Here is a 25,487-nt window from a genome sequence, read left to right on the forward strand (position 1 = left end):
TGGAGGCACGGGTGGACCCCGCAATGCACGGCACCGACGCAGACACCACGATCCGGGCGCTGGTCGCGCGCTCGAACGCGCTCGGCTCGGATCCGCGGATCACGAACTACGCGGGCGGGAACACCTCCGCCAAGGGCACCGACACCGACCCCGTCACGGGCGAACCGGTCGAGCTGCTCTGGGTGAAGGGCTCCGGGGGCGACCTCGGCACCCTCACCCCGGCGGGCCTCGCGGTCCTGCGCGTCGACCGCGTCCGTGCCCTCCAGGACGTCTACCCCGGGGTGGAGCGCGAGGACGAGATGGTCGCCGCCTTCGACTACACGCTGCACGGCAAGGGCGGTGCAGCGCCGTCGATCGACACCGCGATGCACGCCCTCGTCGACGCCGCCCACGTCGACCACCTGCACCCCGACGCCGGCATCGCGATCGCCACGGCGGCGGACGGTCCGGCCCTGACCGAGCGGATCTTCGGTGACAGGGTCGTCTGGGTGCCGTGGCGCCGACCCGGGTTCCAGCTCGGGCTCGACATCGCCGCCGTGCAGCGCGACCACCCGGACGCCGTCGGCACGATCCTGGGCGGCCACGGCATCACGGCCTGGGGTGACACGAGCGACGAGGCCGAAGCGAACTCCCGCTGGATCATCGACACCGCCGAGCAGTACCTCGCGGCCAACGGCACCGCCGACCCGTTCGGCCCGGTCCGTCCCGGGTACGAGGCCCTGCCCACCGAGGAACGCCGTGCACGCGCCGCCACCCTCGCCCCGACGATCCGCGGCATCGCCGGACACGACAAGCCCGTCGTCGGTCGGTTCACCGACACCGACGTCGTGCTCGACTTCCTGGCGAGCGAGCAGGCACCGCGCCTCGCAGCGCTGGGCACGAGCTGCCCGGACCACTTCCTGCGCACCAAGGTCAAGCCGCTCGTCCTCGACCTGCCCGCAACGGCGAGCGTCGACGAGCAGACCGCCCGCCTGCACGAACTGCACGAGCAGTACCGCGCGGACTACCAGGCGTACTACGACCGGCACCGGGCGCCGGACTCCCCCGCGATCCGCGGCGCCGACCCGCTCATCGTGCTGGTCCCCGGCGTCGGGATGTTCTCGTACGGCAAGGACGCCCAGACCGCCCGCGTCGCCGGCGAGTTCTACGTCAACGCCATCAACGTGATGCGCGGTGCCGAGTCCGTCAGCACCTACGCCCCCATCGACGAGGCCGAGAAGTTCCGGATCGAGTACTGGGCACTCGAAGAGGCGAAGCTGCAGCGGATGCCCGCGCCCAGGAAGCTCGCGACGCGCATCGCCCTGGTCACCGGGGCAGCGTCCGGCATCGGCAAGGCGATCGCGAAGCGCCTGGCGGCCGAGGGTGCCGCCGTCGTCATCGCCGACCTCGACCTGGCGAAGGCGCAGGAGACCGCCGCCGAGATCGGCGACGGCGACCGCGCGATCGGCGTGGCCGCGAACGTGACGGACGCCGCCGCGATCGACCGGGCGATCCAGCAGACCCTGCTGCACTTCGGCGGCCTCGACCTCGTCGTCAACAACGCGGGGCTGTCGCTGTCCAAGAGCCTGCTCGAGACCACCGAGCAGGACTGGGACCTGCAGCACGACGTGATGGCGAAGGGTTCGTTCCTGGTGTCGAAGGCCGCCGCGAAGGTCCTCATCGAGCAGGGCCTGGGCGGCGACATCGTCTACATCTCGTCGAAGAACTCGGTGTTCGCCGGGCCGAACAACATCGCCTACTCCGCCACGAAGGCCGACCAGGCCCACCAGGTGCGGCTGCTCGCGGCCGAGCTCGGTGAGCACGGCGTCCGCGTCAACGGCATCAACCCCGACGGGGTCGTGCGCGGCTCCGGCATCTTCGCGAGCGGCTGGGGTGCCAACCGCGCCAAGACGTACGGCATCGAGGAGCAGGACCTCGGCAGGTTCTACGCGCAGCGCACGATCCTGAAGCGCGAGGTCGTGCCCGAGAACGTCGCGAACGCCGTCTACGCCATCTGCACCGACGACTTCTCGCACACCACCGGCCTGCACGTGCCCGTCGACGCGGGCGTCGCCGCGGCCTTCCTGCGGTAGCGACGAGCAGGAGCACGAGCATGCACACCAGCGGCAGCGTCGCCGCGGTCGACCTCGGGGCCACCAGCGGCCGGGTGATCGTCGGCCACGTCGACCAGTACGGGGTCCGGATGGACCACGTCGCACGGTTCCCGAACGGCCCCGTCACCCTGCACGAGGGCGACGACGACACCGGCCGCGACGCCCTGCACTGGGACGTCGTCGAGCTGTACCGGCAGGTGACCGAGGGGCTGCGGCGTGCGTTCGCCGAGCACCCCGCGATCGCCAGCGTCGGCATCGACTCGTGGGCGGTCGACTACGGCCTGCTCCGCGACGGCCGACTGCTCGGGCTGCCGTCGCACTACCGCGACGACCGGCACCAGGGCGGTGTCGTCCCCGTGCACGACCGGATGCACGCCGCCGAGCTGTACGCCCGGAACGGCCTGCAGCACCTGCCGTTCAACACCCTGTTCCAGTGGGCTGCCGACCCGTCGCTGCAACTCGCACAGCGTGCGCTGCTCGTGCCCGACCTGCTCGGGTACTGGCTGACGGGGGTCGAGGCGGCCGAACGCACGAACGCCTCGACGACCGGGGCACTGAACGCGACCACCCGTGGGTGGGACCCGGCGGTGCGGGCTGCTGCGGGCCTCCCGGCCGGGCTGCTGCCCACGCTGCGCGACCCGGGCGACCGACTCGGCCCCCTGCTGCCGTCCGTTGCCGAGCTCGTCGGCGGGCAGGCCGACGTGACGCTGGTCGGCTCGCACGACACGGCGAGCGCCGTCGTCGCGGTCCCCGCGACGGAGCCGGACTTCGCCTACATCTCGTCGGGCACGTGGTCGCTCGTCGGCGTCGAGCTCGACGCGCCCGTCCTGTCGGACGCGGCGCGACGCGCGAACTGCACGAACGAGGGCGGTGTCGACGGTCGCGTCCGGTTCCTGAAGAACGTGTCCGGACTGTGGTTGCTGTCGGAGAGCGTCCGCACCTGGGAGCGCGGTGGCGACCAGGTCGACCTGGAGGCCCTGCTCGCCTCCGCCGCGGCCGTCACCGCCCCGGTCCCCGTCTTCGACCCCGCGGACGAGTCGTTCACCGCACCCGGCGACATGCCGGCGCGGATCGCAGCGTGGTGCGCGGCGCACGGGATGAGCGCCCCCGCCTCGCGCGCGGAGTTCGTCCGGAGCATCCTCGAGTCGCTCGCGACGGCGTACGCCGAGACCCTGCGCACCATCGCCGACGTGACCGGCAAGGCCATCCGGGTCGTGCACGTCGTGGGCGGCGGCTCGCAGAACCGGCTGCTCTGCCAGCTGACCGCGGACCGGACCGGCCTGCCGGTCGTGGCGGGGCCGGTCGAGGCCACCGCGCTCGGCAACGTGCTGGTGCAGGCGCGCGCCGTCGGACTCGCGGGCCTCGGAGGGGCTTCACTGGAGGCACTCCGCAGCATCGTCGCACGGAGCGTCGAGCCCGTGCGGTACACCCCCTCGGCGTCGTCGCGCGCCGATCCCGATCGATCCCCCGTCAGGAGCCACGCATGACCACGACCGACGACCAGCACCGGATCGACCCCGCAACAGGCGCACCGGCACCCGCGACCGGCGCCGCGTCCGCCGCCCGCACGCGGGTCAAGCGGCAGCTGCCGACGGTGCGGGACCTCGCGCCGCTCATGCAGTTCAAGAAGCCTTCGCTGCCGGGTCGGCGTCAGCGCCTCGAACAGGCCTTGACGATCTGGGACCTGCGGGACATCGCCGCCCGTCGCACCCCGAAGGCCGCGTTCGACTACACCGAGGGCGCGGCCGAGGCGGAGATCTCCCTCGCCCGTGCCCGGCAGGCGTTCGAGGACATCGAGTTCACCCCGGCGATCCTGCGGGACGTGTCGAGGGTGGACACCTCGCGTCAGGTGCTCGGGGCGCCGGTGTCCTACCCGTTCGGCATCGCGCCGACGGGCTTCACGCGGATGATGCAGACCGAGGGCGAGCGGGCCGGTGCCCGGGCCGCCGGACGTGCCGGCATCCCGTTCTCGCTCTCCACCATGGGCACCACCGCGATCGAGGACGTCCGCGACGCCAACCCGCACGGGCGCAACTGGTTCCAGCTGTACATGTGGAAGGACCGCGAGAAGTCGATGGCGCTGGTCTCCCGCGCCCAGCAGGCCGGCTTCGACACCCTGCTCGTCACCGTGGACGTCCCCGTCGCGGGTGCGCGGCTGCGGGACAAGCGGAACGGGTTCTCGATCCCGCCACAGCTGAGTGCCCGGACCGTGGTGAACGCGATCCCGCGGCCGTGGTGGTGGTTCGACTTCCTGACCACCGAGCCGCTGGCGTTCGCGTCGCTCGACCGCTGGTCCGGCACCGTCGGCGAGCTGCTCGACCACATGTTCGACCCGACCGTCACCTACGAGGACCTCGCCTGGATCCGTGACCAGTGGCAGGGCAAGGTCGTCGTGAAGGGCGTGCAGTCGCTGGCCGACGCCAAGCGCCTGGCGGACCTGGGGGTCGACGGCATCACGCTGTCGAACCACGGCGGCCGGCAGCTGGACCGCGCCCCGGTGCCCTTCCACCTGCTGCCCTCCGTCGTCAAGGAGGTCGGGAAGGACACCGAGGTGCACCTCGACACGGGCATCATGTCCGGCGCCGACATCGTGGCTGCCGTGGCCCTCGGCGCGAAGTTCACGATGGTCGGCCGTGCCTACCTGTACGGGCTGATGGCCGGCGGCGAGGCCGGGGTGGACCGGATGATCCAGATCCTGTCCGAGCAGATCGAGCGGACCATGCGGCTGCTCGGGGTGGCCTCGCTCGATGAGCTCGAGCCGGGGCACGTGACGCAGCTGCAGCGGTTGCAGCCGATCCCCCGGGTCTGACCCGTCGGCTCGCCGCGCGTTGCACCGTGCACGTTCGACGGTCGGACACCGGGCGTTCGTCGGTCGATTTCCGTGACGCCCCCCGAACGGGTCACAAATGATGCAAGATGTCCGTGGACGTGTCAACGAAACCCTCGGCATCCGGCCGGCTGATGCGTCCGTCCCTCCCCGCATCCTGCGCCCGAGCATCCACGAGGAGCCCGACATCTCGACCCGAAGCACGTGCACGCCCTCGCGCGGCACGACCCCACGGAACACGTCCACGCCCCTGACCACCCGAGGGGGCACCCGATGATCCGCCACCGCGCGATCCTCGCGATCGCGACCGCCGGCGCCCTGGTCCTCGGCGTCCCCACCGCCGCCTCCGCCCGCACCTGGTGGGGCTGGGACGGCGAACGCCGCTGGCACAACGCCCCGGTGAACCCCACCCCGACGCCGGCCCCGGACGAGACGGAGACCCCGGCCCCCACCGACGAGTGGACCCCGGATGCTGAGTCCGAGCAGGACTCGGCGCCGATCGAGGACTCCGCCCCCGTCGCCGAGCCCGCGCCCGAGGCCGCGCCGGAGGCGGCACCCGAAGCGGATGGATCCCCCGCGGACCTCTCCGCGATCGCACCGGACGCCTCGTTCGTCGAGGACTTCACCAAGAACGCGGTCACCGGCCTGGTCTCGTCGCTCTACCCGCAGTCGTGGCAGGCCTACCCCGACGGCACCTCGGGCATCTACGCGCCGAGCAAGACCGTGTCGGTGCACGACGGCGTGATGGACGTCGCCCTCGGCACCGGTGCCGGAGCGGCCGGCACCTTCGGCTCCTCCGACGGCGCCTGGGACCACGTCGGTGGCTCGTTCTCGGTCCGCGCGAAGGCGACCGGCGGCGACGGCAACGGCGCGGCCTTCATGCTGTGGCCGACGTCGAACGTGTGGGCCGACGGCGAGATCGACTTCCCCGAGGGCAACTTCGAGGACAGCCCCTCGGTGTTCCACCACTCGATGACCCCGGGCAAGGAAGCCGAGCGCGTCCAGCTCGGCACCGGCGTCTCGTGGCGCGACTGGCACACCTACAAGGTCGACTGGGTCCCCGGTGAGTCCGTCACGTACAGCGTCGACGGCAAGGTCCTGGGCACCGTCACCCACGACGTGCCGACGACCCCGCACCGCTTCATGTTCCAGGTCGGCAACTGGGGCGAGAAGGGCAACCTGCTCATCGACTGGGTCTCGACGACCGAGTAGCGTCCGCAGCTCCACCCGAGACGGACGGGAGGCCCGGTGCCGGCTGGCACCGGGCCTCCCGTCCGTCTGCGTGGTCGCGTCTGCTTGCCGCAGCGCGCCCTGCGGAGCCTGTGGGCTAGTGCTTCTCGTCGACGAGGGCGATGAAACGGCTGCCGATGCCCTCGACCTCACGCCGAGTCAGGCCGGCGGTGAGCTCGGGCGCCTGGTACGGGGCGTGGTAGTCGCACATCAGGTAGTCCCACTCGGGCCACCACTTCTTCGGACGCGCCTCTTCGTCGAAGCCGCAGACCACGCACTCCAGGCGCGTCCAGACCTTCTTGGTGCCGGTGCGGTTGGCGCGGGACTGCACGAGCCAGGCGGGCGGGTCCTGCTCGATCGCGTCGAGCTCCGCTTCGCTCAGGCGCGACGGGATGCCGTGGCGGGTCGCCATCTCGAGGGGGATGTCGAGCCGGACGGCGGCTTCGCGGCGGGAGAGCATCCGTCCAGGGTAGGTCCTGCCACTTCCCACCTCGAACTGTGATGTCGGGGAACCGCCGCCGACCGCTGCCACGGCTGGCGAGACTGGCTCGGAGCTCGCCAACGGCGAGGAGTGGTCCCGGTAGCGAGAGGGCCTCCGACCGCCGACTTCCTTCGCGCGAGCAGTCCGGGTATGGTCTCGATCACTGAGGTAAAAGGCGCCGCGATCTGCGACGCACCCGCACGCGGCATCGAACGAGTCGCCACTTCTTCCCTCGAAGGAGTGCGCCATCGTGTCCCCCAGTCCCGCTCTCACCACCGGGCACGTGCCTGCCGGTGACTCGTCTCCTCGTCTGCGCGACGCCTGGATCGCCCTCGCCGGGCTGTCCGCTGTGTTCCTGTTCGAGATGCTCGACAACTCCGTGCTCAACGTCGCCCTGCCGACGATCGGCCGCGACCTGGGCTCGTCGACGACGGGCCTGCAGTGGGTCTCGGGTGCCTACTCGGTCGCCTTCGGAGGGCTGATGCTGCTCTTCGGCGCCGTCGCCGACCGCATCGGACGCCGTCGGGTCATGCTCGCCGGGCTCGTCCTGCTGGCCCTGGCCAGCCTCGCCACGGCGGTGGTCACGTCGACCGAGCAACTGATCGCCGTGCGGGGAACGATGGGCGTCGCCGCGGCGATGACGACGCCCGGGTCCATGGCGCTGGCGTTCCGCCTCTTCGACGACGAAGGTCTCCGGGTGCGGGCACTCACCGTCATCTCGACGGCCGGGCTCGTGGGGCTGGCCATCGGTCCGACCGTCGGCGGGTTCGTGCTCGCCGTCGCCCCGTGGCAGGTGCTGCTGCTGGCCGACGTGCCGATCGCGGTCCTCGCGCTCATCGGCATCCGGTTCGGTGTCACCCGCGACGAGGCGGCAGGGCTCCGTCGCGATCCGGTCGACGTGGTCGGAGCGCTGCTCGGCACCGTGACCACGGCTGGAGCGCTCGTGGCGCCGACGATCCTGGTCGAGTCCGGAGCCGCCGGCTGGTGGGGGTGGGGCGTCCTCGCGCTCGCCGTCGCCTGCGGAGTGGGGTTCGTCGCCCGCGAGCGGACCGCGCGGCACCCGCTGATCGACCTGCACCTGCTCGCCCGACCACTCGTCTCGAGCGGCCTCGCGTTCAAGGCCGCGTCGGGTCTGGCCGTCGCCGGACTGTCGTACCTCGTGACCCTGCAGCTGCAGTTCGCCTGGGGGTGGTCGCCGGCCCTGGCCGCGGTCGGGACGCTGCCGCAGGTGGTCGTGTTGCTCGTCGGTGGCCGCTTCGTCGGGCCGTTCGTGCAACGGGTCGGCCTGGGCCGCGCCGCCTGGATGAGCGCCGTCTCGGTCGTCTCCGGTCTCGCGGTCTTCGGCGCCCTGAGCCGGTACGGGTACCCGTGGGTGCTCGTCGCGCTCGTGCTCGTCGCCGCCGGCATGCGGGTCGTCGGCGTCGTCGCCGGCGCGTCGGTCCTCACGGGCCTGCCCGCGGACCGCACCTCCGTCGGAGCGGCGCTCGTCGACACCTCGAGCGAGCTCGCGGGCGGTGCCGCCGTTGCCGCGGCGGGGACCATCGTCGCCGCCTTCGTCGCCGGGAGCATCACCACGACCACCTGGACCGCCGCCCGGATCGAGGGCTTCCAGGACGCCCTCACCGTCGCCGGCCTCGGCCTCGCCGCGGTCGCAGCACTGCTCGTCGTGCTCGGCATGCTCGGAGCCCGGCCCACCGTCGAACCGGAAGACGGAGCCCCGGCCGAACCTGCCGACACCACCCCTGCACACACCGACCGGACCACCATCACCGAGGAGACCTCCCGTGCCTGACACCATCGCCCTTCCCCGCCCGCCGTTCGATCCCGAGTTCGTGCCCTTCCTCACCGCCATGGACGCGCGAGGCCGCTTCCACCTCACGACCCAGATGCTGCCGCAGATGCGACAGCTGGACATGACGGAGGCGCAGCTCGACGAAGGGCTGCATGCTCGCGGCCTGGAACGGAGCAGCATCACGATCCCGGGGCACCGCGGCGCCCCGATCGATCTCGCCGTGATCCAACGCACCGGCCGTACCGGTACAGCTGCCCTGGCCTACGCGATCCACGGCGGCGGCATGGTGTTCGGCCACCACCTCGGCAACCTCGACTCCTACGACGAGTGGCTGCTGGTGCACGATGTCGTCCTGGTCAGCCCCGGCTACCGTCTGGCGCCGGAGCACCCGGACCCGTACCCGGTCGAGGACTGCTACGCCGGTCTCCTCTGGGTAGCCGAGCACGCCGACGAACTCGGCATCGACCCGGAGCGCATCGTCCTCGTCGGGCAGAGCGCCGGGGCCGGTCTCGTCGCCGGCACGGCCCTCCTCGCCCGCGACCGACAGGGGCCCTCCGTCATCGGCCAGGTGCTCGTGAGTCCCATGCTCGACGACCGCGACGCGACCCTGTCGGCTCGGCAGTTCGACGGTGTCGGGGTCGCCGACCGGGAGATGACACGGTTCGGCTGGGACGCCTACCTCGGTGACCGGCGTGGTGACGAGGACGTGTCGATCTACGCTGCACCCGGGCGCGCGACCGACCTCACCGGGCTCCCGCCCGCGTACATCGACTGCGGCAGCACCGAGGTGTTCCGCGACGAGACCGTCGCCTACGCCAGCTCGCTGTGGGCGGCAGGAGTCCAGGCGGAACTGCACGTGTGGCCGGGAGCGTTCCACGGATCGACGAGCATGGTGCCCGACGCGACCCTGTCGCAGCGGGCCGTGCAGGCCCTGCGCGAGTTCACCTGGCGCCTCCTCGGCCCGGCCATTTGAGGGCGGCCCCGGCACGAGCGCATCGTGGCGCTCATGCCGGGACCGGGACCGGGACCGGGTCGCAGCATCAGCTAGATCCGATCCAGGCACACCACCGCGACGACGATCGGCCACGCCTCATCATCGAGCTGCACGGACCGCAGCCCCCGCGGCAGAGCTCGTCCGTCATCGGACGCGACGACGACTCCCTGCAGCCCGATGAGGTGCCCCGAACCGCGGCTGTAGTGCACGCGATCGCCGACGACGGGCATGACGATGGTGTCCGCCGCCAGCTCCTCTGCAGCGAGTTCGATGACCGGAGGCCAGGACTCCGTGAGCACCTCGACGGCCTGCCACTCGGACCCGCCGCGCTCGTCGAGCTCTGCATCGCGCAACTCGAGATCCACGATCCTCGCGACCGGCAGGGATTGCGGGCTGATCGTGCGCGCGACACCACATCCGATCGGGACGCTCCTGCTGGCGAGGAAGAGCCCCTCGCGCGCCGTACCGAGCTGCGACGGGACCGGCTCAGCGCCGACCTTGCGGAGTCCGCCGTTCGCTGTCGAGCCGCCTGCGGTGTGCGTTCGCGTAGCACTCGCCTTCGCCGCACCGAGGAGTCGTGGCGCGACCTGAGCTGCTCTCGTCCGCATCGGATCATCGCTGAACTGCGCGCCGAGATCCTTCTTGAACGCGAGGGCGCGAGGCCGTCGCTTGTCGCGCTTTTCCATCGGGTCGCCTTCGGCTCGGCTTCGCGCAGCCTCGAGTCAGGCTGTTCCCGGACCGTACTGCCGGACAACCGGCGCACGCGATGGTTCCTCAGCGACATTGCGGTAACCAGCAACACGATTCGGAGTTCGCGCCGGCGCTGCCCCCGTTCGCTCCGGCCTCGGCCTGCTCAGCGTGCGGGCGCCGCTTCGTCGCGGCGGGCTCTTCGCCGCAGGGCCCGGCGGAACCCCGTGAGCACGGCGCCGCAGTCCGTGCACTCCTACTCGCTCCACCCAACCTGGCCGCAGGTGTCGTAGGCCGCTGTCGACGCCACCGTGGACCCTGCACCACCCGTCCGGACGAAGTACGGCAACGAGACGCCCTGCCGGGTCACGGTCCCGCAACATGCGAGCACTGGCGACCTGACGCCCGATGGTCCACCCGGTACCGACGGGAGGCCCGGTGCCAGCTGGCACCGGGCCTCCCGTCCGCCCTGTGGTCGCGTCGACGACGCGTCAGCCTTCCCAGGGCCAGTACGTCTGGCAGGTCTCGGGGCCGCCGTTCGTCGACGCGCAGACCTGGGTCGGCCCCCAGAGCGCGAAGGCGACGAACGCGACCTGCAGCACCAACAGGCTCAGGCCGACGATGAACAGGGCACGGACGCGGCGACGGTCGTCACGGACGCCGGTCAGCAGCGAACCGAAGGCGGCCAGCAGCCCGCCTGCCGGGACCACGAGTCCGAGGACGACGGTCACGGTCATCAGGAGCGCGAACTCGCCTCGGGTGGTGCCGAAGCGTCGCCCAGCGTGCAGTGCAGTCACGGTGGTGAGCGTATCGGTCCGCGGGGCACGCGGATGCGCCCACTTCGGGCGGCGGTTGTCGACCGCGGTTCAACCGCCGCTGCGCTCACGACGACGCACCCGCAGGGTGCCGATCCCCTGCACGATGCAGACGACACCGCTCGCGACGACGACGACGCCGGTCACGATCCGGCCGATGGAGACTCCACCGAACAGCAGCGGGGCGACCGCGACACCGATGAAGACTGCGCCCATCACGATGACGACGACCGGGTTCTGCGCGACGAAGAACCGGCGCCCACCGTTCGCCTCGGCGATCGCGCGGTCCCGAGCACGAGGGACGGCGTCGGGCGACCGATCCGCGCGGCGATCTGCACGCCGTCGCCGACTGCGCAGGACCAACCAGACCGCGGCGCCGATGACGACGGCAGCTCCGATGGCGATCCACTCGACGATGTGGAAGGACCCGAAGACGATCACCAGGACGAACCCGACCGCGATGCCCACGAACATGTCCGTGGTCATCCGGTCGGTCCGGCCGTCGACACTCGTGACGTACCCGGGGCGGCGTTCGTACGGATCGTGCTCGTGCCCGTGCTCGTCCACGGCCGGTCCGTCGGCCCGTTCGGTTCCCATGCTCCGAACGTACCGACGGCGCGGCGGGCCCGTCCGGGTCAGCCCACTCGTTCCGCCGGCGGCTCGGCCCGGACTCCGTGTGCCGGACGCCGCTCCCGCACGATCGCCACCGCCTGGCGCAGCGACAGCCCCGGCAGGTAGGTGCGGACGATCGCGACGCCGATCGTGGGCAGCGCCACCGGGTCCGGGTACGCCATCACCAGGGGGTGCAGGTCGGGCCCGAACTTCGCCTTGAAGCGCAGCAGGGAGCGGAACCCGTAGACGGGCTCGAGCGCACCGCCGACAACGTCGAGGACCGATTCGACGCTGCTCCGGCCGGCGCCCTGTGGTTCCGCCGAGGACGCGAGCGGGGCAGCGGACAGGCTGAGCCGCTCGGCACCGTCGGTGCGCATCCGGTCGACCGCACTCGCGACCAGGAACTCCATCACACCGTTCGGGGCGTCGGGCGCGCGGCGCATCACGTCGAGCGTCCACCCGACCACCTGCCCGGCACGGTACGCGGGCAGCCAGCTGGTGACGGCGAGCACGGTGTCGTCCTCGCTCAGGGCGACGAGCGTGCGGACGGCGGGGTCGCGCATCTCGTCGATGCCGCCGAGGGTGAACCCCATCTCGGGCAGTTCACGCTCGGCGACCCACTCCTCCGAGATCGCCTCGATCTGGCGGGTGACCGATCCGGGCAGCGAGGCCCAGTCCGACCAGAGCGCGGTGGTGCCGGACCGCGCAGCCTTGTTGACGGCCGTGCGGACGTCCTGCTTGCGCTTGCCGGTCGTGGTCCAGGTGCGCGGGTCGAGGTCGGCGTCCTCGGCCACGGGGAGCGTCGTCCATCCCAGCCGTGCGAGTGCAGCGCCGAGGGTGGCGTCGATGCCGTAGAAGACGGGCGTCCAGCCGTGGTCGTCCGCGGCCCGCGCGAAGCCCTCCAGCGCCGCAAGCCGTGCGTCCTCGTGCCCGAAGGGGCCGCCGGTCGTCACGGCGACGCTGCCGGTCCGGTGGTAGGCGACCCCAGCTCGGCCGTCCTCGGTGAACCAGTACTCGTTGCCGGGCCAGGTCGTCATCCACCCGAAGGTGTCGCCGCCGCCGGCGACCAGGAGCGCCCGAGCGGCCACCCGCGCGGCGTCCTGCCCGTCGAGGTCGCTGTCCGAGGGCCCGGCCCCGGTCGGCCGGACCGCGGCGATCGCCACCGCGAGCCACAGGAGCGGGCCCGAGATGCCCACGACGAACCGCAGCGCCGGCTCGGCCTGCGCCAGGTGCGTGGGCAGGGTCACGGGTGCGATCGGACCGAGCACGGCGAGCGCCAGGTGGAGGGGCGCGCGCACGCTGTCGCCCGAAGCCACGGCGACGCCGACGACGACGACCGCGAGCACCACGGCCGATCCGGCGACCGTGACGGCGAACCCCAGCAGTCGTCGCCGGTCGGTCCGCACCGGGAAGTCCGCGCGGCGAAGGACGAGCACCACGGCGGTGGCGATCGGCACCAGCACCGACGCGACGAGCGAGAGCGAGACCGCGAGGTGGTCCGAGGCCAGACGCTGCACGACGGCGTGGTGCCGCTCGGGCAGCACCCCGTACGAGACCGCGGTCGCGACGCCTGTGATCAGGTCGACGGTCACGACGAGCCACAGCGCGAACCGGCTGCCGCGTCGGAGCCCCACCGCACCGACCGCCAGGACCACGAGCGGCATCACGGCCAGCAGCGACTGGAGCGGGCCGTGCGGGTGCACCGCGGCGAGCGCCCGGACGCAGCTGGCGGTCACCCCGGTCACCGAGCAGTGCGGCATCCGCCCGGTCGGCCCGGTGTCGAGCACCACGGCGAGCGGGGCGAGCAGCCCGAGCTGGGCACCGGTGACGAGCGCGAGGACGGGGCCGACGGCCGACACCGTCACCGCGGCCACCAGCAGCACGCGGGTCTCGCGTGAGGAACTCCGGGTCCAGCCGCTCCGCACCGGCGACCGCCGCAACACGCGGCCGAGCACCAGGCCGATGAGCAGGGCGAGCGCCGCGTGCAGGTCGGACGCGTGCCCGGAGTACAGCAGCAGCGCGGCGACGACGGCGATCGACACCACCCGGATCCGGCGTCGCCACAGCGCGCCGGCGAAGGCGCTCGCGGTCGCGATGGTCCCGACGATCCAGGTCCAGGGGCCGACGTGTCCCAGGTGCACGAGGAAGCCACGGGTCGCCGGGGCACCGTCGAACAGCTGCAGCACGGCAGCGAGGCCGGTCCCCACGACGGTCGTGACGACCATCGCGAGCAGGGTGCGCCGCCAGCCGAGCAGCCGTTCGGACGCCCCGGTGCACACCACGACGGCGACGAAGGTGACGAGGAACCCGACGACGCTGCTCGTCACCGCGACCACGCTGAGCGGGCCCATCGTCCCGCTCAGGATGTGGGGCGTCCGACCGCTGAGCGCGCCGATGCAGCGGAGCACCACGGCGGCGATGCCGGCGACGATCGTCAGGGCCGAGACGACACTCGTCAGTGGGTACCGACGAGCCACCGGCACGAGACGCTTCGGATTCGCCCCCGCGAGGGCCGCGGTCACCGCGCTCACCGGAGGCCCAGGTGCGCGATGACGCCGGGCATCCCGACGCGCAGGGCGTGGCGGACGGTGTTCCAGTCGTGCGCGGAGCCCTCGGACACGAACAGTCGGGTCTGCATCCCCGCGGCGTCCGCAGCTGCGCGGAGCGCCGTGGTCGACGCGACGTAGGGTGCGTCCTCGCTCCCGTAGGCGAACACCGTCAGGCGCCCGGGGTAGGGACCGTGCGCCCGCATGATCGCCCGTGGTGCTGCTGCGGCGTACCGGCTGGCGGAGCCGCCGAACCCGACCTGGATGCTGTGCTGGACGGAGCCGTTCAGGGGTGCGAGTTCGCTCGAGATGGCGAAGGTCGTGCCGAACGCGCCGGGGTGCGCGGTGGAGAACTGCATGGCGCACGTCGCGCCCTGCGAGAACCCGACGATGCCCCAGGCCGAGGGCGCTGCCCCGACGCGCAGGTGCTGCCGGATCCAGTCCGTGGTGTCGGTCGTGATGTACGTCGCGGAGTGCCCGAGGGGCGAGTCGACGCACATCGGGTTCCGGTCCGGTGCCCCGAGTTGGTCGGGCGCGACGACGATCGGGGCGAGTCCGTGGTGGGCCTCGGCGAACGCGTCCATCACCGCGCCGAGCCGACCGGCCTGGAACATGTCGCTCGGCTGGCCGGGTTGTCCGGCCAGGCTGATCAGGACCGGCAGGGTCGGTGGTCGGTCGGTGAGGGCGGCCGGCGGCAGGTACACGTCCGCCGGCCGCGCGTGGAAGTGGGAGACCGTCGACGGGATGGCGACGGAGAGCACCTCCCCGCGTCGCGGCATGTCGGCGGGGGCTCGCCAGGTGGCCGGGTCGACCACCGGACTGGAGGCGCGCCCCACCCCCGTCTCGTGTGCCATCGGACCGGACGGGTACGGATCCGTCGCGACGGCCTGCTCGATCGTGCGGTACGCCCCGAAGTCGACGTTGACGCCGAGGACGGCGGCCAGGGCCACCGCCACCGCCACGAGCACGCCGAGCACGCGGCGGACCCAGCCGCCCTGGACGACCGTCACCACGAGCAGGCCGGCAGCGCCGAAGGCCAGGGCCACCCACATCCGGGTGATCGGGGTGAACGACACCCCGTACAGGTCCTGCACGTCCCCGAACCACCACACCGCGACCAGGCCGATCACGGCACCGACGGCCACGGCACCGAGCCGCCAGACCAGCCCCCGGACCGGGTGCCGGGAGCGACGACCGAACGCCGGCAGCAGCGCGGCGACGGCGAGGAGCCCGGCGGCGACGTCCACCGGGACGAGCACGGCCGGTGCGACGACGGCGACGTGGAACAGGGGTCGGAGCAGATCGTGGAACATGGGGCCTCCCGGCGGACGATGCAATCGTGGCGGCGGCCCGCTGCGAACGGGGCACCCAGGCGCTTCCGGTTCGCACAGTTCCCACCTGTGCAGCTCTCAGGCGGCACTCGAACGACCCCCAGCTCAGCGTCCGGTGCGACGGTGCCGCCAGACCTCTCGGTGGCGCACACCTAGGGTGAACGGGTGACGCACGACGGATCGGTACGGGCTGCACTCGCGGCGGTCGCAGCGGATGGCTGGGGTGACGGTGGGCCGCTCGTCGAACCCGGCAGCACGGCCTCGCCCCGACGGGCCGCGGTCCTGATGCTCTTCGGCGCGCTCGACCACGCGCCGAGCGACCGACCGGCAGCAGCACCCGGGGTCCCGCGCGACCTCGACGTCCTGCTCCTCGCCCGGGCCACGACCCTGCGCGCGCACGCCGGCGAGGTCGCGTTCCCCGGTGGACGCATCGACCCCGGTGACGCGGACGCCGTCGCCGCCGCACTCCGCGAGGCACAGGAGGAGACGGGACTCGACCCCGCCGGCGTCGAGGTGCTCGGCACACTGCCGGCCGTGCCCCTGGCGTTCTCGAACCACCTGGTCCGGCCCGTCATCGGCTGGTGGCGCGACCCCTCACCGATCCGCGTCGTCGACGAGCACGAGTCGGCGGCGGTGTTCCGGGTGCCGGTGGCCGACCTGCTCGACCCGGCGAACCGCGGCGTGACCGTGCTCCGCCGCAGTGGTCAGGAGTGGCGCGGACCGGCGTTCACCATCGAGGCCGACGGCGACGAGCACCTGGTGTGGGGCTTCACAGCGATGCTGCTGGATGCGCTGTTCGACCGACTCGGCTGGACAGAGTCGTGGGACCGGACCCTCGAGGTGCCGCTGCCCGACTGAGCACCGGGAACGACAGCGGTTCGGCCCGCACCGCGTCGACCGCGTGGGCCACGGCCCCGATGACGACGACGTCGGCCCCGAGCGACGACGCCACGAGTTCGGGCACCGGGTCGAAGTGCCCCTTCGCCAGGAGGTCGCGTGCACGGTCGATGACAGCGACCGCGGGCTGGGCGATCGCGCCGGCGACCACGACGCGGTCGATGTCGAGCAGGCTCGCGAGCAGGATGCAGACCCGGGCCAGGCGGTCCCCCAGGCGGTCGACGATGCGGCGCGCGACCGGATCACCGCTCCGTGCGGCCGCGAACACCAGGGCGGCGTCGGCGGCGAGCGCGGCGTCGGTGGGGATGTGCCCGGCGGCGACGGCGTCGGCCACGAAGGTGCGGGCGACGGCGCCGATGCCGTCGGACGAGCCGACACCCTCGACGAGTTCGAGCACCCGCATCTCGCCCGCACCGCCGTGGGCACCGCGCAGCAGGACCCCGTCGACGACGAGGCCCGCGCCGAACCGCTCCCCGGACAGCAACGCCGCGAACGAGGCGTCACCCGAGGACGGCCGCTCGGCGAGCGCGGCGAGGTTCGCGTCGTTCTCGACGAGCACCCGCCCGTCCGGCACGGCGTCGACGAACCCCGGGTTCATCCGGACCCAGAAGCCGCCATCATCGGGCGAGGCACCGGCGGCGTCGACCGGTGCCGGGATGCCCACGACGGTGACCAGGACCCGGGCGCGGTCGACGTCGGCCGAGGCGAGTGCGGCGGCCACGGTGTCGGCGAGGACCCCGAGCCGCACGGGCACGTCGAGGCCCGACTCACCGAGCGTGCCCTCGGCACGACCCAGCACCGTGCCGCGCAGGTCGGCGACGAAGGCCGTGACCCGGTGCTGGCCGGCGTCCACACCGACGACGACCCCGGCGACCGTGTCGAGCTCGTAGCGGCGGGCGGGGCGTCCCATCCGGTACTCCCCCGCGGCGCGGGCGTCGTCGAGCTCGCGGAGCCAGCCGAGCCGCACGAGTTCCTCGGCCGCCCCCAGCACGGTCGACCGGGTCAGGCCGGTGGCGTCGATCGCCTCGGTCGCGGTGAACGCCGACGAGTCGAAGGCGTACGCGAGCAGCGTCTCTGCGCTCGTTCCACGGGGTGGCGGCATGTCGTGACCCTATCGCGCGACGAGTTCCTTGCGGAATTAGATTTTCTCGCTACATTTAGTTCCGCGGGTGGCATCGGAGCCACCCGCGGGACGGAACGGCAGGGACGCCGGGTCCGGACGGACGGAGACGACGTGCAAGCACACGCCACCGCCAGGAGCGCAGCATCGGTCAGCCGACGCGGGTTCCTGCTCGGAGCGGGCGGCATCGCAAGCGGGCTCGCGCTCGCCGGATGCGCCCCGATCGGGTCCTCCAGCGCCAAGCCGGAGACCATCACGTTCTACGTGTCGAAGCCCGAGGTCATCGGCTACTTCGACGACGTCATCGCGCAGTTCCACCAGACCCAGTCGAAGGTCCGGGTCGTGCGCGACTCGACCTCGAGCATGTCCGCGAACTTCGTGCGGAACCGGCCGCCGGACCTCGGCTGCTGGAACTACAACTTCTCGGTCGTGCCGTTCGTCGAGCACGGCGCGCTGACCGACCTGTCCGACCTGCCGCAGGCCGACACCATCAACCCCGACCTGTGGCCGCTCATGGAGCAGACCGCCGACTACCCCGGCCGGAAGAGCGCCCTGCCGTACTCGGTGACCGCGGCGTCGGTGATCTACAACAAGGCGCTCTTCGCGCAGCAGGGGCTCGAGGTCCCGACGACGTGGAGCGAGTTCGCCGACGTGTGCGAGCGCCTCACCAGGGCCGGGATCGCGCCGATCTACGGCACGTTCAAGGACAACTGGACGATCGCCCAGGGCATGTTCGACTACTCGATCGGCGGCATGATCGACACCCCGGCTACCTTCGAGGCACTCCGCCGCGAGGGCACGAACGTCGGCAAGGGATCCGCCGTCTCGTTCGAGCGCGACCTGCGGAAGCCGATGGAGCGCATGGTGCAGCTCCGCGCCTGGCACCAGGACGGCGCAGCGAGCCGCGGGTACGGCGACGGCAACCTCGCCTTCGCCCAGGGCAAGGCAGGCATGTACCTGCAGGGACCGTGGGCCCTCGGCGAGATCGCCAAGACCACGAAGGACATGGACCTCGGCACCTTCCCGTTGCCCGTCACCGACGACCCGGCCGACCGGAAGGTGCGCGTGAACGTCGACCTCGCGCTCTGGATCCCGGAGGCGTCGCGCAAGCAGGAGGCCGCCCGCGAGTTCCTGTCGTTCCTGATGTCCAAGCGGGTCAACGACGAGTACAACGCGGACAACAACGGCTTCGGAGTGCGCAAGGACGCTCCCCCGGCGTCGAACCCCGCCCTCCGTGGCATGCAGTCGTACTACGACGACGCAGCCTTCTACCTCGGCGCCTCGCAGCTCATCCCCGCCGAGATCCCGGTCGCGAACTACGCGCAGTCGATCGCCTTCGGCGGCGACCCGCAGCGTCAGCTCCGCACCCTCGACGCCGACTGGGCGCGTCTCGCGCTCCGCACGGCCGCGTAAGGAGACGTCCGAATGGCAACCACGACCACCGAATCCATCACGACGGCGGACCGCCGCCGCCGTGGCGGAGCCGCCACGGGCCTCCAGGCCGGAGGACGGAACGGACGACGCAAGCCCCGCGTCGACCCGCTCTTCCTGGCGTTCCTGCTGCCCACCCTGGTGCTCTTCACGCTCGCCATCACGCTGCCGGCTGTGATGGGCATCGTGCTGAGCTTCACGAACTCCGTCGGCTTCGGCGAGTTCCGCTTCACCGGGCTCACCAACTACGTCGCGGTGTTCTCCGACCCCGCGATCCTGCAGGCGTACCTGTTCACGCTCGGGTTCTCGCTCGTCACCGTGATCGTCGTGAACGCGATCGCGTTCCTGCTCGCCATCGCGCTGACGTCGAAGATCCGCGGCAAGATCGCGCTGCGTGCGGTGTTCGTGCTGCCGATGGTGATCTCGGGGATCGTCATCGCCTACGTGTTCTCGTTCCTGTTCGCGAACAGTCTGCCGGCCTTCGCCACCGCGATCGGCTTCGGGCCGCTCGAGCAGAGCATCCTGGCGAACCCCGACCTGGCCTGGCTGGCGATCGTGGTCGTCACGGCCTGGCAGGCGATCCCGTCGACGCTCCTCATCTACATCGCCGGTGTCCTCTCGATCCCCGGCGAGGTGTACGAGGCAGCCGCCCTCGACGGTGCCAGCGCCTGGCGGCAGCTCGTCTCGATCACCGCACCGCTGACGGCGGGCTACATCCTGATCAACCTGGTCATCGGGTTCAAGAACTTCCTGAACTCGTACGACATCATCGTCGGCCTGACCGACGGCGGCCCCGGCACCTCGACCACCAGTGTCGCGATGTCGATCTTCAAGGGCTTCAACGGCGGCGACTACGCCTACCAGATGGCGAACGCCACGATCTTCTTCGTCATCGCGGTCGTCATCGCCGTGATCCAGCTGCGGGCGACCCGCGGGAAGGCAGCGCTCTGATGTCCCTGCAAGCACCCCTGCGACCGGGGACCACCGCGACCGGCAGCATCCGTTCCGTCGACGCCGACCGGTCCTCCGGCTCGGGCAAGGCCGGCCGGGGTCGTTCGAACTGGCCCGTCACCGTCGTCCTCGTGCTGTGCGCGCTGTCGGTGCTCGTGCCGCTGTACGTCACCCTGACGATGGCGTTCAAGACGACCGGCCAGGCCGTCGACGGCAACGCGTTCTCGCTGCCGGCACCGTTCAGCGTCGACGGCTTCGTGCAGGCGTGGCAGCTGACGGACTTCCCGCGGGCCTTCGCGGTCTCGGTGTTCGTCGCCGCGATCACCGTCGTCGGCACGATCCTGCTCGCCTCGTTCACGGCCTACGCGATCGCCCGGAACTGGGACCGACGACTGTTCCGCTGGTCGTTCTTCTACCTGCTCGCGGCCATGTTCCTGCCGTTCCCGGTGCTCGCGCTGTCGCAGGTGAAGCTCACCGGACTCGCGCACCTGGACAACCCGCTCGGCGTCGCGATCCTGCACGTCATGTTCCAGCTGTCCTTCAGCGTGCTGCTCTTCACGGCCTTCCTGCGGTCGATCCCGGCGGAGCTGGAGGAGAGTGCACGCATCGACGGTGCGAGCACGGGGCAGGTGTTCTGGCGACTCGTGTTCCCGCTGCTGGCACCGATGAGCGCCACCGTCGGCATCTTCGCGTTCCTCGCGTCCTGGAACGACTTCGTGATGCCGTCACTGATCACCTCCGACCCGGCGCTGCAGACCCTGCCGGTGCTGCAGCAGATGTTCCAGACGCAGTTCAGCAACAACTACAACGTGTCGTTCGCCTCGTACCTGATGGCGATGGCCCCGGCGATCATCGTCTACCTCGTCACCCAGCGGTGGGTGATGGCCGGCGTGACCCAGGGCGCCATCAAGTGACCGACACCGCCGGTGCGGGCCCGACCGCGATCGCCGGCGCAGGCCCGACCGACACACACCCCTCGAACCCCTCGAACCACGAAAGGCCCGACGTGACCGACACCCTCGCCCAGCCCGCCGCCACCACGCACGACGAGACCTGGTGGCGCCAGGCCAGCGTCTACCAGATCTACCCCCGCTCGTTCGCCGACGCGAACGGCGACGGCATCGGCGACCTGCCCGGCATCACCGAGCGGGTGCCGTACCTGGCCTCGCTCGGCATCGAGGCCGTCTGGCTCAGCCCCTTCTACCCGTCCGCCCTGGCCGACGGCGGCTACGACGTCGACGACTACCGCGACGTCGATCCGCGCCTCGGCACACTCGACGACTTCGACCGGATGGTCGAGGCACTGCACGCCGCCGGCATCCGGGTGATCGTCGACGTCGTCCCGAACCACACGAGTGACCGGCACGAGTGGTTCCGCGAGGCCCTCGCGGCACCCAAGGGCTCCCCCGCCCGCGACCGCTACGTGTTCCGCGACGGCAGCGGACCTTCCGGCGAGGACGCCCCCGCCGACTGGATCTCGATCTTCGGCGGCCCGGCCTGGACCGCCGTCGGCGACGGCCAGTGGTACCTGCACAGCTTCGCGAAGGAGCAGCCCGACCTGAACTGGGCGAACCGCGAGGTCCGCGACGACTTCCTGCACACCCTGCGCTTCTGGTCCGACCGCGGCGTCGACGGGTTCCGCATCGACGTGGCCCACGGCCTGGCGAAGGACCTGGGCGAGACCCTGCCCACCTGGGCCGAGCTCGCCGAGATGCCGAAGGACGGCACGCACCCGCTCTGGGACCGCGATGACGTGCACGAGATCTACGCCGAGTGGCGGACGGTCTTCAACGAGTACACGCCGGCCCGCACCGCGGTCGCCGAGGCCTGGGTCCCCGCCCACCGCCGCGCCCGCTACGCCAGCGCCGAGGGACTCGGTCAGGCGTTCAACTTCGACCTGCTCGAGGCCGACTTCGACGCCGGCCAGTTCCGCACGATCATCGAGTTCAACCTCGGCCTCGCCGAGCAGTCCGGCTCGTCGACCACGTGGGTGTTCTCGAACCACGACGTCGTCCGGCACGCCACCCGCTACGCCCTGCCGCCCCGCGCCGGTGGCACCGACAAGCAGGGCAGCGCCTGGCTGCTCGCCGGCGGCTCGCAGGACGCGCTCGACCGGTCGCTCGGCCTGCGCCGCGCACAGGCCGCCACGCTGCTCGAGCTCGCCCTGCCCGGCTCCGCCTACCTGTACCAGGGCGAGGAGCTCGGCCTGCACGAGGTCGGTGACATCCCGGACGCCGACCGCCAGGACCCGGCGTTCTTCCGCAACCCCGGCGTCGACGTCGGTCGTGACGGCTGCCGCGTGCCGATCCCGTGGACGCGCACCGGCTCGTCGTTCGGCTTCGGTCCGGACGGATCGCACCTGCCGCAGCCGGCGTGGTTCGCGGACTCCAGCGTCGAGGCCGAGGACGCCGACCCCGACTCCACCCTGAACCTGTACCGGAAGGCGCTCGGCCTGCGAGGCCAGCTGCAGTCCGAGGAACAGCTCGAGTGGATCGAGACCGGCCGAGACGACGTGCTGGCATTCCGTCGGCCGAACGGCTGGACCAGCGTGACGGTCTTCGGCGACGACCCCTTCGCGCTGCCGGCCGGCGAGCTGCTGCTCGCCTCGGCCCCCGTGGTCGACGGCGCCCTGTCGGGCGTGGGGACGGCCTGGTTGCGTTCCTGACGCGACGCTCGCGCCCTGGGCGCGAGCGGACGACGGACGGGAGGCGCGGTGCCGGCTGACACCGCGCCTCCCGTCCGGCGGAAACGGGCGTACCTGCCGGAAACGGGCGTACTGGGTCGAAAGTTCTGACCAGGTACGCCCGTTCTCGCATCCCATCGCGGCCGTTCTGGGAAGAAAGTCCCGGTAGGGTCGCCGCATGAGCGGGGCGAGCATCAGCGTGCAGGACTTCGTGATGCGGTTCGGCGACCGCAACGTGGTCGACGGGCTGTCGTTCGACGTCGCCCCCGGTGAGACGTTCGGGCTGCTCGGCAGCAACGGCTCCGGCAAGACCACGACGATCCGGGCCCTGCTCGGCATCACCACCCCGACGGCGGGAACGCTGACGATCGACGGCCTCCCCTACCGGCCGGCCACCGGCGGCATCGGCTACCTGCCCGAAGAGCGCGGGCTGTACCGCAAGGAGTCCGTCATCGACGTGATGACCTACTTCGGGCGCCTGCGCGGGCTCCGCGGTGCCGAGGCGACCGCGTGGAGCATGGACTACCTGGCCCGGGTGGGGCTCGCCGACCGCGCGAAGCTGCGCGTCGACAAGCTGTCCGGCGGGCAGCAGCAGAAGGTGCAGCTCGGCATCACGATCATGGACCGGCCGCGGCTGCTCATCCTCGACGAGCCGACGAAGGGGCTCGACCCGGTGAACCGGCGACTCCTGCTCGACCTGGTCGACGAACGGAAGGCCGACGGCGCGACCGTGGTCCTCGTGACGCACCACATGGACGAGGTCGAGCGGCTCTGCGACCGCATCCTGCTCCTCAAGGACGGGCGGGCCGCCGCGTACGGATCCGTGCCCGACGTGCAGGACGCCTTCGGTGGCGCCGTCGCCCGCGTGGGGCTCGACGGCCCGGTGCCGAAGTCGCCGCTGTACCGACTCGCCCGCCACGAGGGGCACGTCGCCTACCTGGTCCCGACCCGGGCCGCCGCTCCGGACGGTGCGGACGTCCTGGCAGAACTGGTCGCGGCCGGGGTGCACGTCACCTCGTTCGAGATGCGCCGGATCCCGCTCGACGAGATCTTCGTGCAGGTCTACGGGCACGACGCCCTCGCCGCTGCGTCGTCGGACGGAGCCGCGGCATGAGCAACCTCGGCACGGTCGTCCGGTTCGAGTTCGTCCGCGCGGTCAAGAAGCCCGCGTTCTGGATCGGCACCCTCGCGCTGCCGGTCGTCATCGTGGTCGTCTCGCTGCTCGTCGGCATCGGGCAGGCCGCCGGCACGAACTCCGTGGTGTCCGGGTCGTCCGCCACGAAGACCCCGTTCCACTACGTCGACGAGTCCGGCCTGGTGTCCGAGTCCGTCGCTGCGAAGTGGGGCGGGACCCCGTCCACCGATGCCGCCGCCGACCGCGCCGCCGTGCGGTCCGGCGACCTCGACGCCTTCATCGTGTTCCCGTCGTCGCCGTCCACGACGGCCATCCGGGTCGACGCCGCCGACCGCGGGCTCTTCGCCAACGGGGTCTGGTCGTCGCTGGCGGAACGGGTGCTCGAGCAGAGCGTCGCCGCTTCGGTCGACGACCCCGAGACCGTGGAGCTGCTCCGCAGTCCACCCGCCACCGACGTCACCACCTACGCCGACCGCCGGGTCGCGCCGGGCTGGTTGTCGGTCGTGCCGCCGTTCCTGTTCGTCGCGGCGTTCTTCGGGCTCGTCATCCTGCTCGCCGCCCGGATGGTCACCGTCGTGGTCGAGGAGAAGGAGAACCGGATCTCCGAGATGATCCTGACGACGGTGACCGCGGGCGACCTGATCCGCGGCAAGGTCGTCGCCATGCTGCTCGTCGGCTTCGTGCAGGTCAGCGTGTTCGTCGTGCCCGGCCTGGTCGGGCTGCTCGTCGCCCTGCCGCTGGTGTCGTCGCAGCTCGGTGGGCTGACGGTCGACCCGTGGCGGATGGTGACCGGGGCGCTGCTGCTCGTCGGCGGGGTGCTGCTGGCGTCCGGGCTGTTCGTCGCCGTCGGGGCCGCCGTGCCGTCGATCAAGGACGCCTCGGCCCTGCAGTCGGCGGCGATCTTCGCGCTGATCATCCCCCTGTACGCGGCGTTCTTCGTGATGACGACGCCGACGTCGCCCGTCGCGCAGTTCTTCACGTACTTCCCGACCTTCACGCCGATCACCGCGATGGTGCGGAACGCCGTCGGGGCCCTGACCGTGACGGAGTCGGTGGTCTGCATCGTCGAGGTGTTCGTCGTCGCCGGGCTGCTGCTGTGGTTCGCGGAGTACCTGTTCCGGCACTCGGTCGCGCAGTACGGGTCGAAGGTGACGGTGCGGCAGGTGTTGTCGTGGCGGGGGCGGCGGGGCTGACCCCGTCGGTCGTCGCCGCGCGGCGTCAGACGCGGACGGGTGCCTCGTCGAGGTCCCACGACGGGACAGCGTGCCGCTTCCATCCCTGGCGCAGCGTGTTCGCCGCACGGTCGAACTCGACCAGGACGTCGATGTGCGGGCGGACGAGCATCTGGATCTGCAGCCCCTCGAAGACCGCGAGCAGCTGCGTCGCTGCCTGGTAGGCGGGGATGCCGGCCTCTTCCGCGCCCTTGTCGAAGTCACGCTGCAGCCCGACGGTCAGCTGCTCGGCGTACTCCTCGAACCGCTTGCGGAACAGTTCGGCGAACCCGGACTCCGAGCTGGCCACGGTGATCAGCCCCGCGAGCACCCGGACGAGCCCGGGGTCCGCGACGTCCTCGGCGAGGGTCAGGCGGACGTGCTCGATCGTGCACGCCGGCGGGTTCTTCCGCCGGGTCCCCCGCAGCTGCGACCACCGGTCGTAGGTGACCAGGAGCAGGGCGTCCCAGGTCGGGAACAGCCGCTCGACGGTCTCGAGCGGGATGCCCGCGACGTCGGCGACGACTGCCGCGTCGACGTCGTCGAACGGGTGCAACCGGTAGGCGCGGATCGCCGCGCGCACCGTGCGTTCTGCGAGGGACTCGTCGTCCTCGACGCGTTCGCCGTGCAGGGGTTCCATCCGACCATCTC

At 71.7% G+C, this 25,487-nt stretch carries 21 protein-coding genes; 13 read left to right on the top strand and 8 right to left on the bottom strand.

Annotated features, from left to right (window positions below; translation table 11 throughout):
* The first annotated feature begins 23 nt into the window (after positions 1-23).
* The 4 genes from DEJ35_RS14120 to DEJ35_RS14135 all read left to right on the top strand — a co-directional run bounded on the left by DEJ35_RS14120 (position 24) and on the right by DEJ35_RS14135 (position 6,132).
* Positions 24-2,072, top strand: a complete 2,049-nt coding sequence (locus DEJ35_RS14120) for a bifunctional aldolase/short-chain dehydrogenase (protein ID WP_111192979.1) — start codon at positions 24-26, stop codon at positions 2,070-2,072.
* 20 nt (positions 2,073-2,092) lie between these two features.
* Positions 2,093-3,580 carry a rhamnulokinase family protein gene (locus DEJ35_RS14125; RefSeq protein ID WP_111091256.1) on the top strand — a complete coding sequence of 496 codons (1,488 nt, stop codon included), beginning with the start codon at positions 2,093-2,095 and terminating at the stop codon, positions 3,578-3,580.
* On the top strand, positions 3,577-4,902 hold the full coding sequence (locus tag DEJ35_RS14130; RefSeq protein WP_181420143.1) for an alpha-hydroxy acid oxidase: 1,326 nt from the start codon (positions 3,577-3,579) through the stop codon (positions 4,900-4,902). Before DEJ35_RS14125 ends, DEJ35_RS14130 begins: the two co-directional genes overlap by 4 nt.
* Before the next feature lie 291 nt (positions 4,903-5,193).
* A complete protein-coding gene (locus DEJ35_RS14135; protein WP_110862298.1) occupies positions 5,194-6,132 on the top strand; it encodes a glycoside hydrolase family 16 protein in 939 nt (312 codons plus the stop codon).
* 115 nt (positions 6,133-6,247) lie between these two features.
* Here DEJ35_RS14135 and DEJ35_RS14140 read toward each other — a convergent pair whose 3' ends face one another.
* Positions 6,248-6,610 (bottom strand): hypothetical protein, encoded by a 363-nt coding sequence (locus DEJ35_RS14140; protein ID WP_110862299.1) that lies wholly within the window; start codon positions 6,608-6,610, stop codon positions 6,248-6,250.
* Positions 6,611-6,995: 385 nt separating this feature from the next.
* Here DEJ35_RS14140 and DEJ35_RS14145 point away from each other — a divergent pair, with 385 nt between their 5' ends.
* Together DEJ35_RS14145 and DEJ35_RS14150 are read left to right on the top strand one after the other, a co-directional pair.
* Positions 6,996-8,423 (top strand): MFS transporter, encoded by a 1,428-nt coding sequence (locus DEJ35_RS14145; protein ID WP_375342445.1) that lies wholly within the window; start codon positions 6,996-6,998, stop codon positions 8,421-8,423.
* Positions 8,416-9,396: an alpha/beta hydrolase gene (locus tag DEJ35_RS14150; protein ID WP_111192981.1), complete on the top strand. Its 981-nt coding sequence runs from the start codon at positions 8,416-8,418 to the stop codon at positions 9,394-9,396. Before DEJ35_RS14145 ends, DEJ35_RS14150 begins: the two co-directional genes overlap by 8 nt.
* Positions 9,397-9,467: 71 nt before the next feature.
* Here the strand turns inward: DEJ35_RS14150 and DEJ35_RS17475 are convergent, their stop codons facing one another.
* The 5 genes from DEJ35_RS17475 to DEJ35_RS14175 all read right to left on the bottom strand — a co-directional run bounded on the left by DEJ35_RS17475 (position 9,468) and on the right by DEJ35_RS14175 (position 15,390).
* Positions 9,468-10,103 (bottom strand): hypothetical protein, encoded by a 636-nt coding sequence (locus DEJ35_RS17475; RefSeq protein WP_146244804.1) that lies wholly within the window; start codon positions 10,101-10,103, stop codon positions 9,468-9,470.
* A gap of 492 nt (positions 10,104-10,595) precedes the next feature.
* Positions 10,596-10,901 carry a hypothetical protein gene (locus DEJ35_RS14160; RefSeq protein ID WP_110862303.1) on the bottom strand — a complete coding sequence of 102 codons (306 nt, stop codon included), beginning with the start codon at positions 10,899-10,901 and terminating at the stop codon, positions 10,596-10,598.
* A 69-nt stretch (positions 10,902-10,970) separates the two neighbouring features.
* Complete coding sequence (locus DEJ35_RS14165) at positions 10,971-11,516, bottom strand: hypothetical protein (RefSeq protein WP_111192982.1); 546 nt, start codon at positions 11,514-11,516, stop codon at positions 10,971-10,973.
* A gap of 38 nt (positions 11,517-11,554) precedes the next feature.
* Positions 11,555-14,053: a bifunctional lysylphosphatidylglycerol flippase/synthetase MprF gene (locus DEJ35_RS14170; RefSeq protein ID WP_181435590.1), complete on the bottom strand. Its 2,499-nt coding sequence runs from the start codon at positions 14,051-14,053 to the stop codon at positions 11,555-11,557.
* Between the two features lie 5 nt (positions 14,054-14,058).
* A complete protein-coding gene (locus tag DEJ35_RS14175; RefSeq protein ID WP_111091261.1) occupies positions 14,059-15,390 on the bottom strand; it encodes an esterase family protein in 1,332 nt (443 codons plus the stop codon).
* Positions 15,391-15,573: 183 nt separating this feature from the next.
* Here DEJ35_RS14175 and DEJ35_RS14180 point away from each other — a divergent pair, with 183 nt between their 5' ends.
* On the top strand, positions 15,574-16,266 hold the full coding sequence (locus DEJ35_RS14180; protein ID WP_258378495.1) for a CoA pyrophosphatase: 693 nt from the start codon (positions 15,574-15,576) through the stop codon (positions 16,264-16,266).
* Here DEJ35_RS14180 and DEJ35_RS14185 read toward each other — a convergent pair.
* Entirely contained in the window at positions 16,178-17,407 is a 1,230-nt protein-coding gene (locus DEJ35_RS14185; RefSeq protein WP_111192984.1) for an ROK family protein, read from the bottom strand. The two genes, DEJ35_RS14180 and DEJ35_RS14185, sit on opposite strands and share 89 nt — an antisense overlap.
* Before the next feature lie 132 nt (positions 17,408-17,539).
* Between DEJ35_RS14185 and DEJ35_RS14190 the strand changes: the two genes are divergently transcribed.
* The 6 genes from DEJ35_RS14190 to DEJ35_RS14215 all read left to right on the top strand — a co-directional run bounded on the left by DEJ35_RS14190 (position 17,540) and on the right by DEJ35_RS14215 (position 24,818).
* Positions 17,540-18,838 carry an extracellular solute-binding protein gene (locus DEJ35_RS14190; protein ID WP_110862309.1) on the top strand — a complete coding sequence of 433 codons (1,299 nt, stop codon included), beginning with the start codon at positions 17,540-17,542 and terminating at the stop codon, positions 18,836-18,838.
* Positions 18,839-18,850: 12 nt separating this feature from the next.
* Positions 18,851-19,807: a carbohydrate ABC transporter permease gene (locus DEJ35_RS14195; protein WP_110862310.1), complete on the top strand. Its 957-nt coding sequence runs from the start codon at positions 18,851-18,853 to the stop codon at positions 19,805-19,807.
* Entirely contained in the window at positions 19,807-20,721 is a 915-nt protein-coding gene (locus DEJ35_RS14200) for a carbohydrate ABC transporter permease (protein WP_027466185.1), read from the top strand. Before DEJ35_RS14195 ends, DEJ35_RS14200 begins: the two co-directional genes overlap by 1 nt.
* A 92-nt stretch (positions 20,722-20,813) precedes the next feature.
* The gene (locus tag DEJ35_RS14205) at positions 20,814-22,472 is read left to right on the top strand and encodes a glycoside hydrolase family 13 protein (protein WP_111091281.1); all 1,659 of its coding nucleotides are present in this window, start codon (positions 20,814-20,816) and stop codon (positions 22,470-22,472) included.
* A gap of 196 nt (positions 22,473-22,668) precedes the next feature.
* On the top strand, positions 22,669-23,604 hold the full coding sequence (locus DEJ35_RS14210) for an ABC transporter ATP-binding protein (protein ID WP_111192985.1): 936 nt from the start codon (positions 22,669-22,671) through the stop codon (positions 23,602-23,604).
* On the top strand, positions 23,601-24,818 hold the full coding sequence (locus DEJ35_RS14215) for an ABC transporter permease (protein ID WP_111192986.1): 1,218 nt from the start codon (positions 23,601-23,603) through the stop codon (positions 24,816-24,818). The genes DEJ35_RS14210 and DEJ35_RS14215 overlap by 4 nt, the downstream gene beginning before the upstream one ends.
* Before the next feature lie 25 nt (positions 24,819-24,843).
* Here the strand turns inward: DEJ35_RS14215 and DEJ35_RS14220 are convergent, their stop codons facing one another.
* Positions 24,844-25,476: a TetR family transcriptional regulator C-terminal domain-containing protein gene (locus DEJ35_RS14220; protein ID WP_110862313.1), complete on the bottom strand. Its 633-nt coding sequence runs from the start codon at positions 25,474-25,476 to the stop codon at positions 24,844-24,846.
* Positions 25,477-25,487: the final 11 nt, after the last annotated feature.

This window comes from Curtobacterium sp. MCPF17_051 (genome assembly GCF_003234595.1).
Lineage (GTDB): Bacteria > Actinomycetota > Actinomycetes > Actinomycetales > Microbacteriaceae > Curtobacterium > Curtobacterium flaccumfaciens.

Coding starts and splice junctions, on each gene's coding strand:
- DEJ35_RS14220 (WP_110862313.1), bottom strand. CDS start 25,476: ATGGAACCCCTGCACGGCGAACGCGTCGAGGACGACGAGTCCCTCGCA.
- DEJ35_RS14145 (WP_375342445.1), top strand. CDS start 6,996: ATGCTCGACAACTCCGTGCTCAACGTCGCCCTGCCGACGATCGGCCGC.
- DEJ35_RS14125 (WP_111091256.1), top strand. CDS start 2,093: ATGCACACCAGCGGCAGCGTCGCCGCGGTCGACCTCGGGGCCACCAGC.
- DEJ35_RS14130 (WP_181420143.1), top strand. CDS start 3,577: ATGACCACGACCGACGACCAGCACCGGATCGACCCCGCAACAGGCGCA.
- DEJ35_RS14185 (WP_111192984.1), bottom strand. CDS start 17,407: ATGCCGCCACCCCGTGGAACGAGCGCAGAGACGCTGCTCGCGTACGCC.
- DEJ35_RS14215 (WP_111192986.1), top strand. CDS start 23,601: ATGAGCAACCTCGGCACGGTCGTCCGGTTCGAGTTCGTCCGCGCGGTC.
- DEJ35_RS14140 (WP_110862299.1), bottom strand. CDS start 6,610: ATGCTCTCCCGCCGCGAAGCCGCCGTCCGGCTCGACATCCCCCTCGAG.
- DEJ35_RS14165 (WP_111192982.1), bottom strand. CDS start 11,516: ATGGGAACCGAACGGGCCGACGGACCGGCCGTGGACGAGCACGGGCAC.
- DEJ35_RS14135 (WP_110862298.1), top strand. CDS start 5,194: ATGATCCGCCACCGCGCGATCCTCGCGATCGCGACCGCCGGCGCCCTG.
- DEJ35_RS14200 (WP_027466185.1), top strand. CDS start 19,807: ATGTCCCTGCAAGCACCCCTGCGACCGGGGACCACCGCGACCGGCAGC.
- DEJ35_RS17475 (WP_146244804.1), bottom strand. CDS start 10,103: ATGGAAAAGCGCGACAAGCGACGGCCTCGCGCCCTCGCGTTCAAGAAG.
- DEJ35_RS14175 (WP_111091261.1), bottom strand. CDS start 15,390: ATGTTCCACGATCTGCTCCGACCCCTGTTCCACGTCGCCGTCGTCGCA.
- DEJ35_RS14120 (WP_111192979.1), top strand. CDS start 24: ATGCACGGCACCGACGCAGACACCACGATCCGGGCGCTGGTCGCGCGC.
- DEJ35_RS14195 (WP_110862310.1), top strand. CDS start 18,851: ATGGCAACCACGACCACCGAATCCATCACGACGGCGGACCGCCGCCGC.
- DEJ35_RS14210 (WP_111192985.1), top strand. CDS start 22,669: ATGAGCGGGGCGAGCATCAGCGTGCAGGACTTCGTGATGCGGTTCGGC.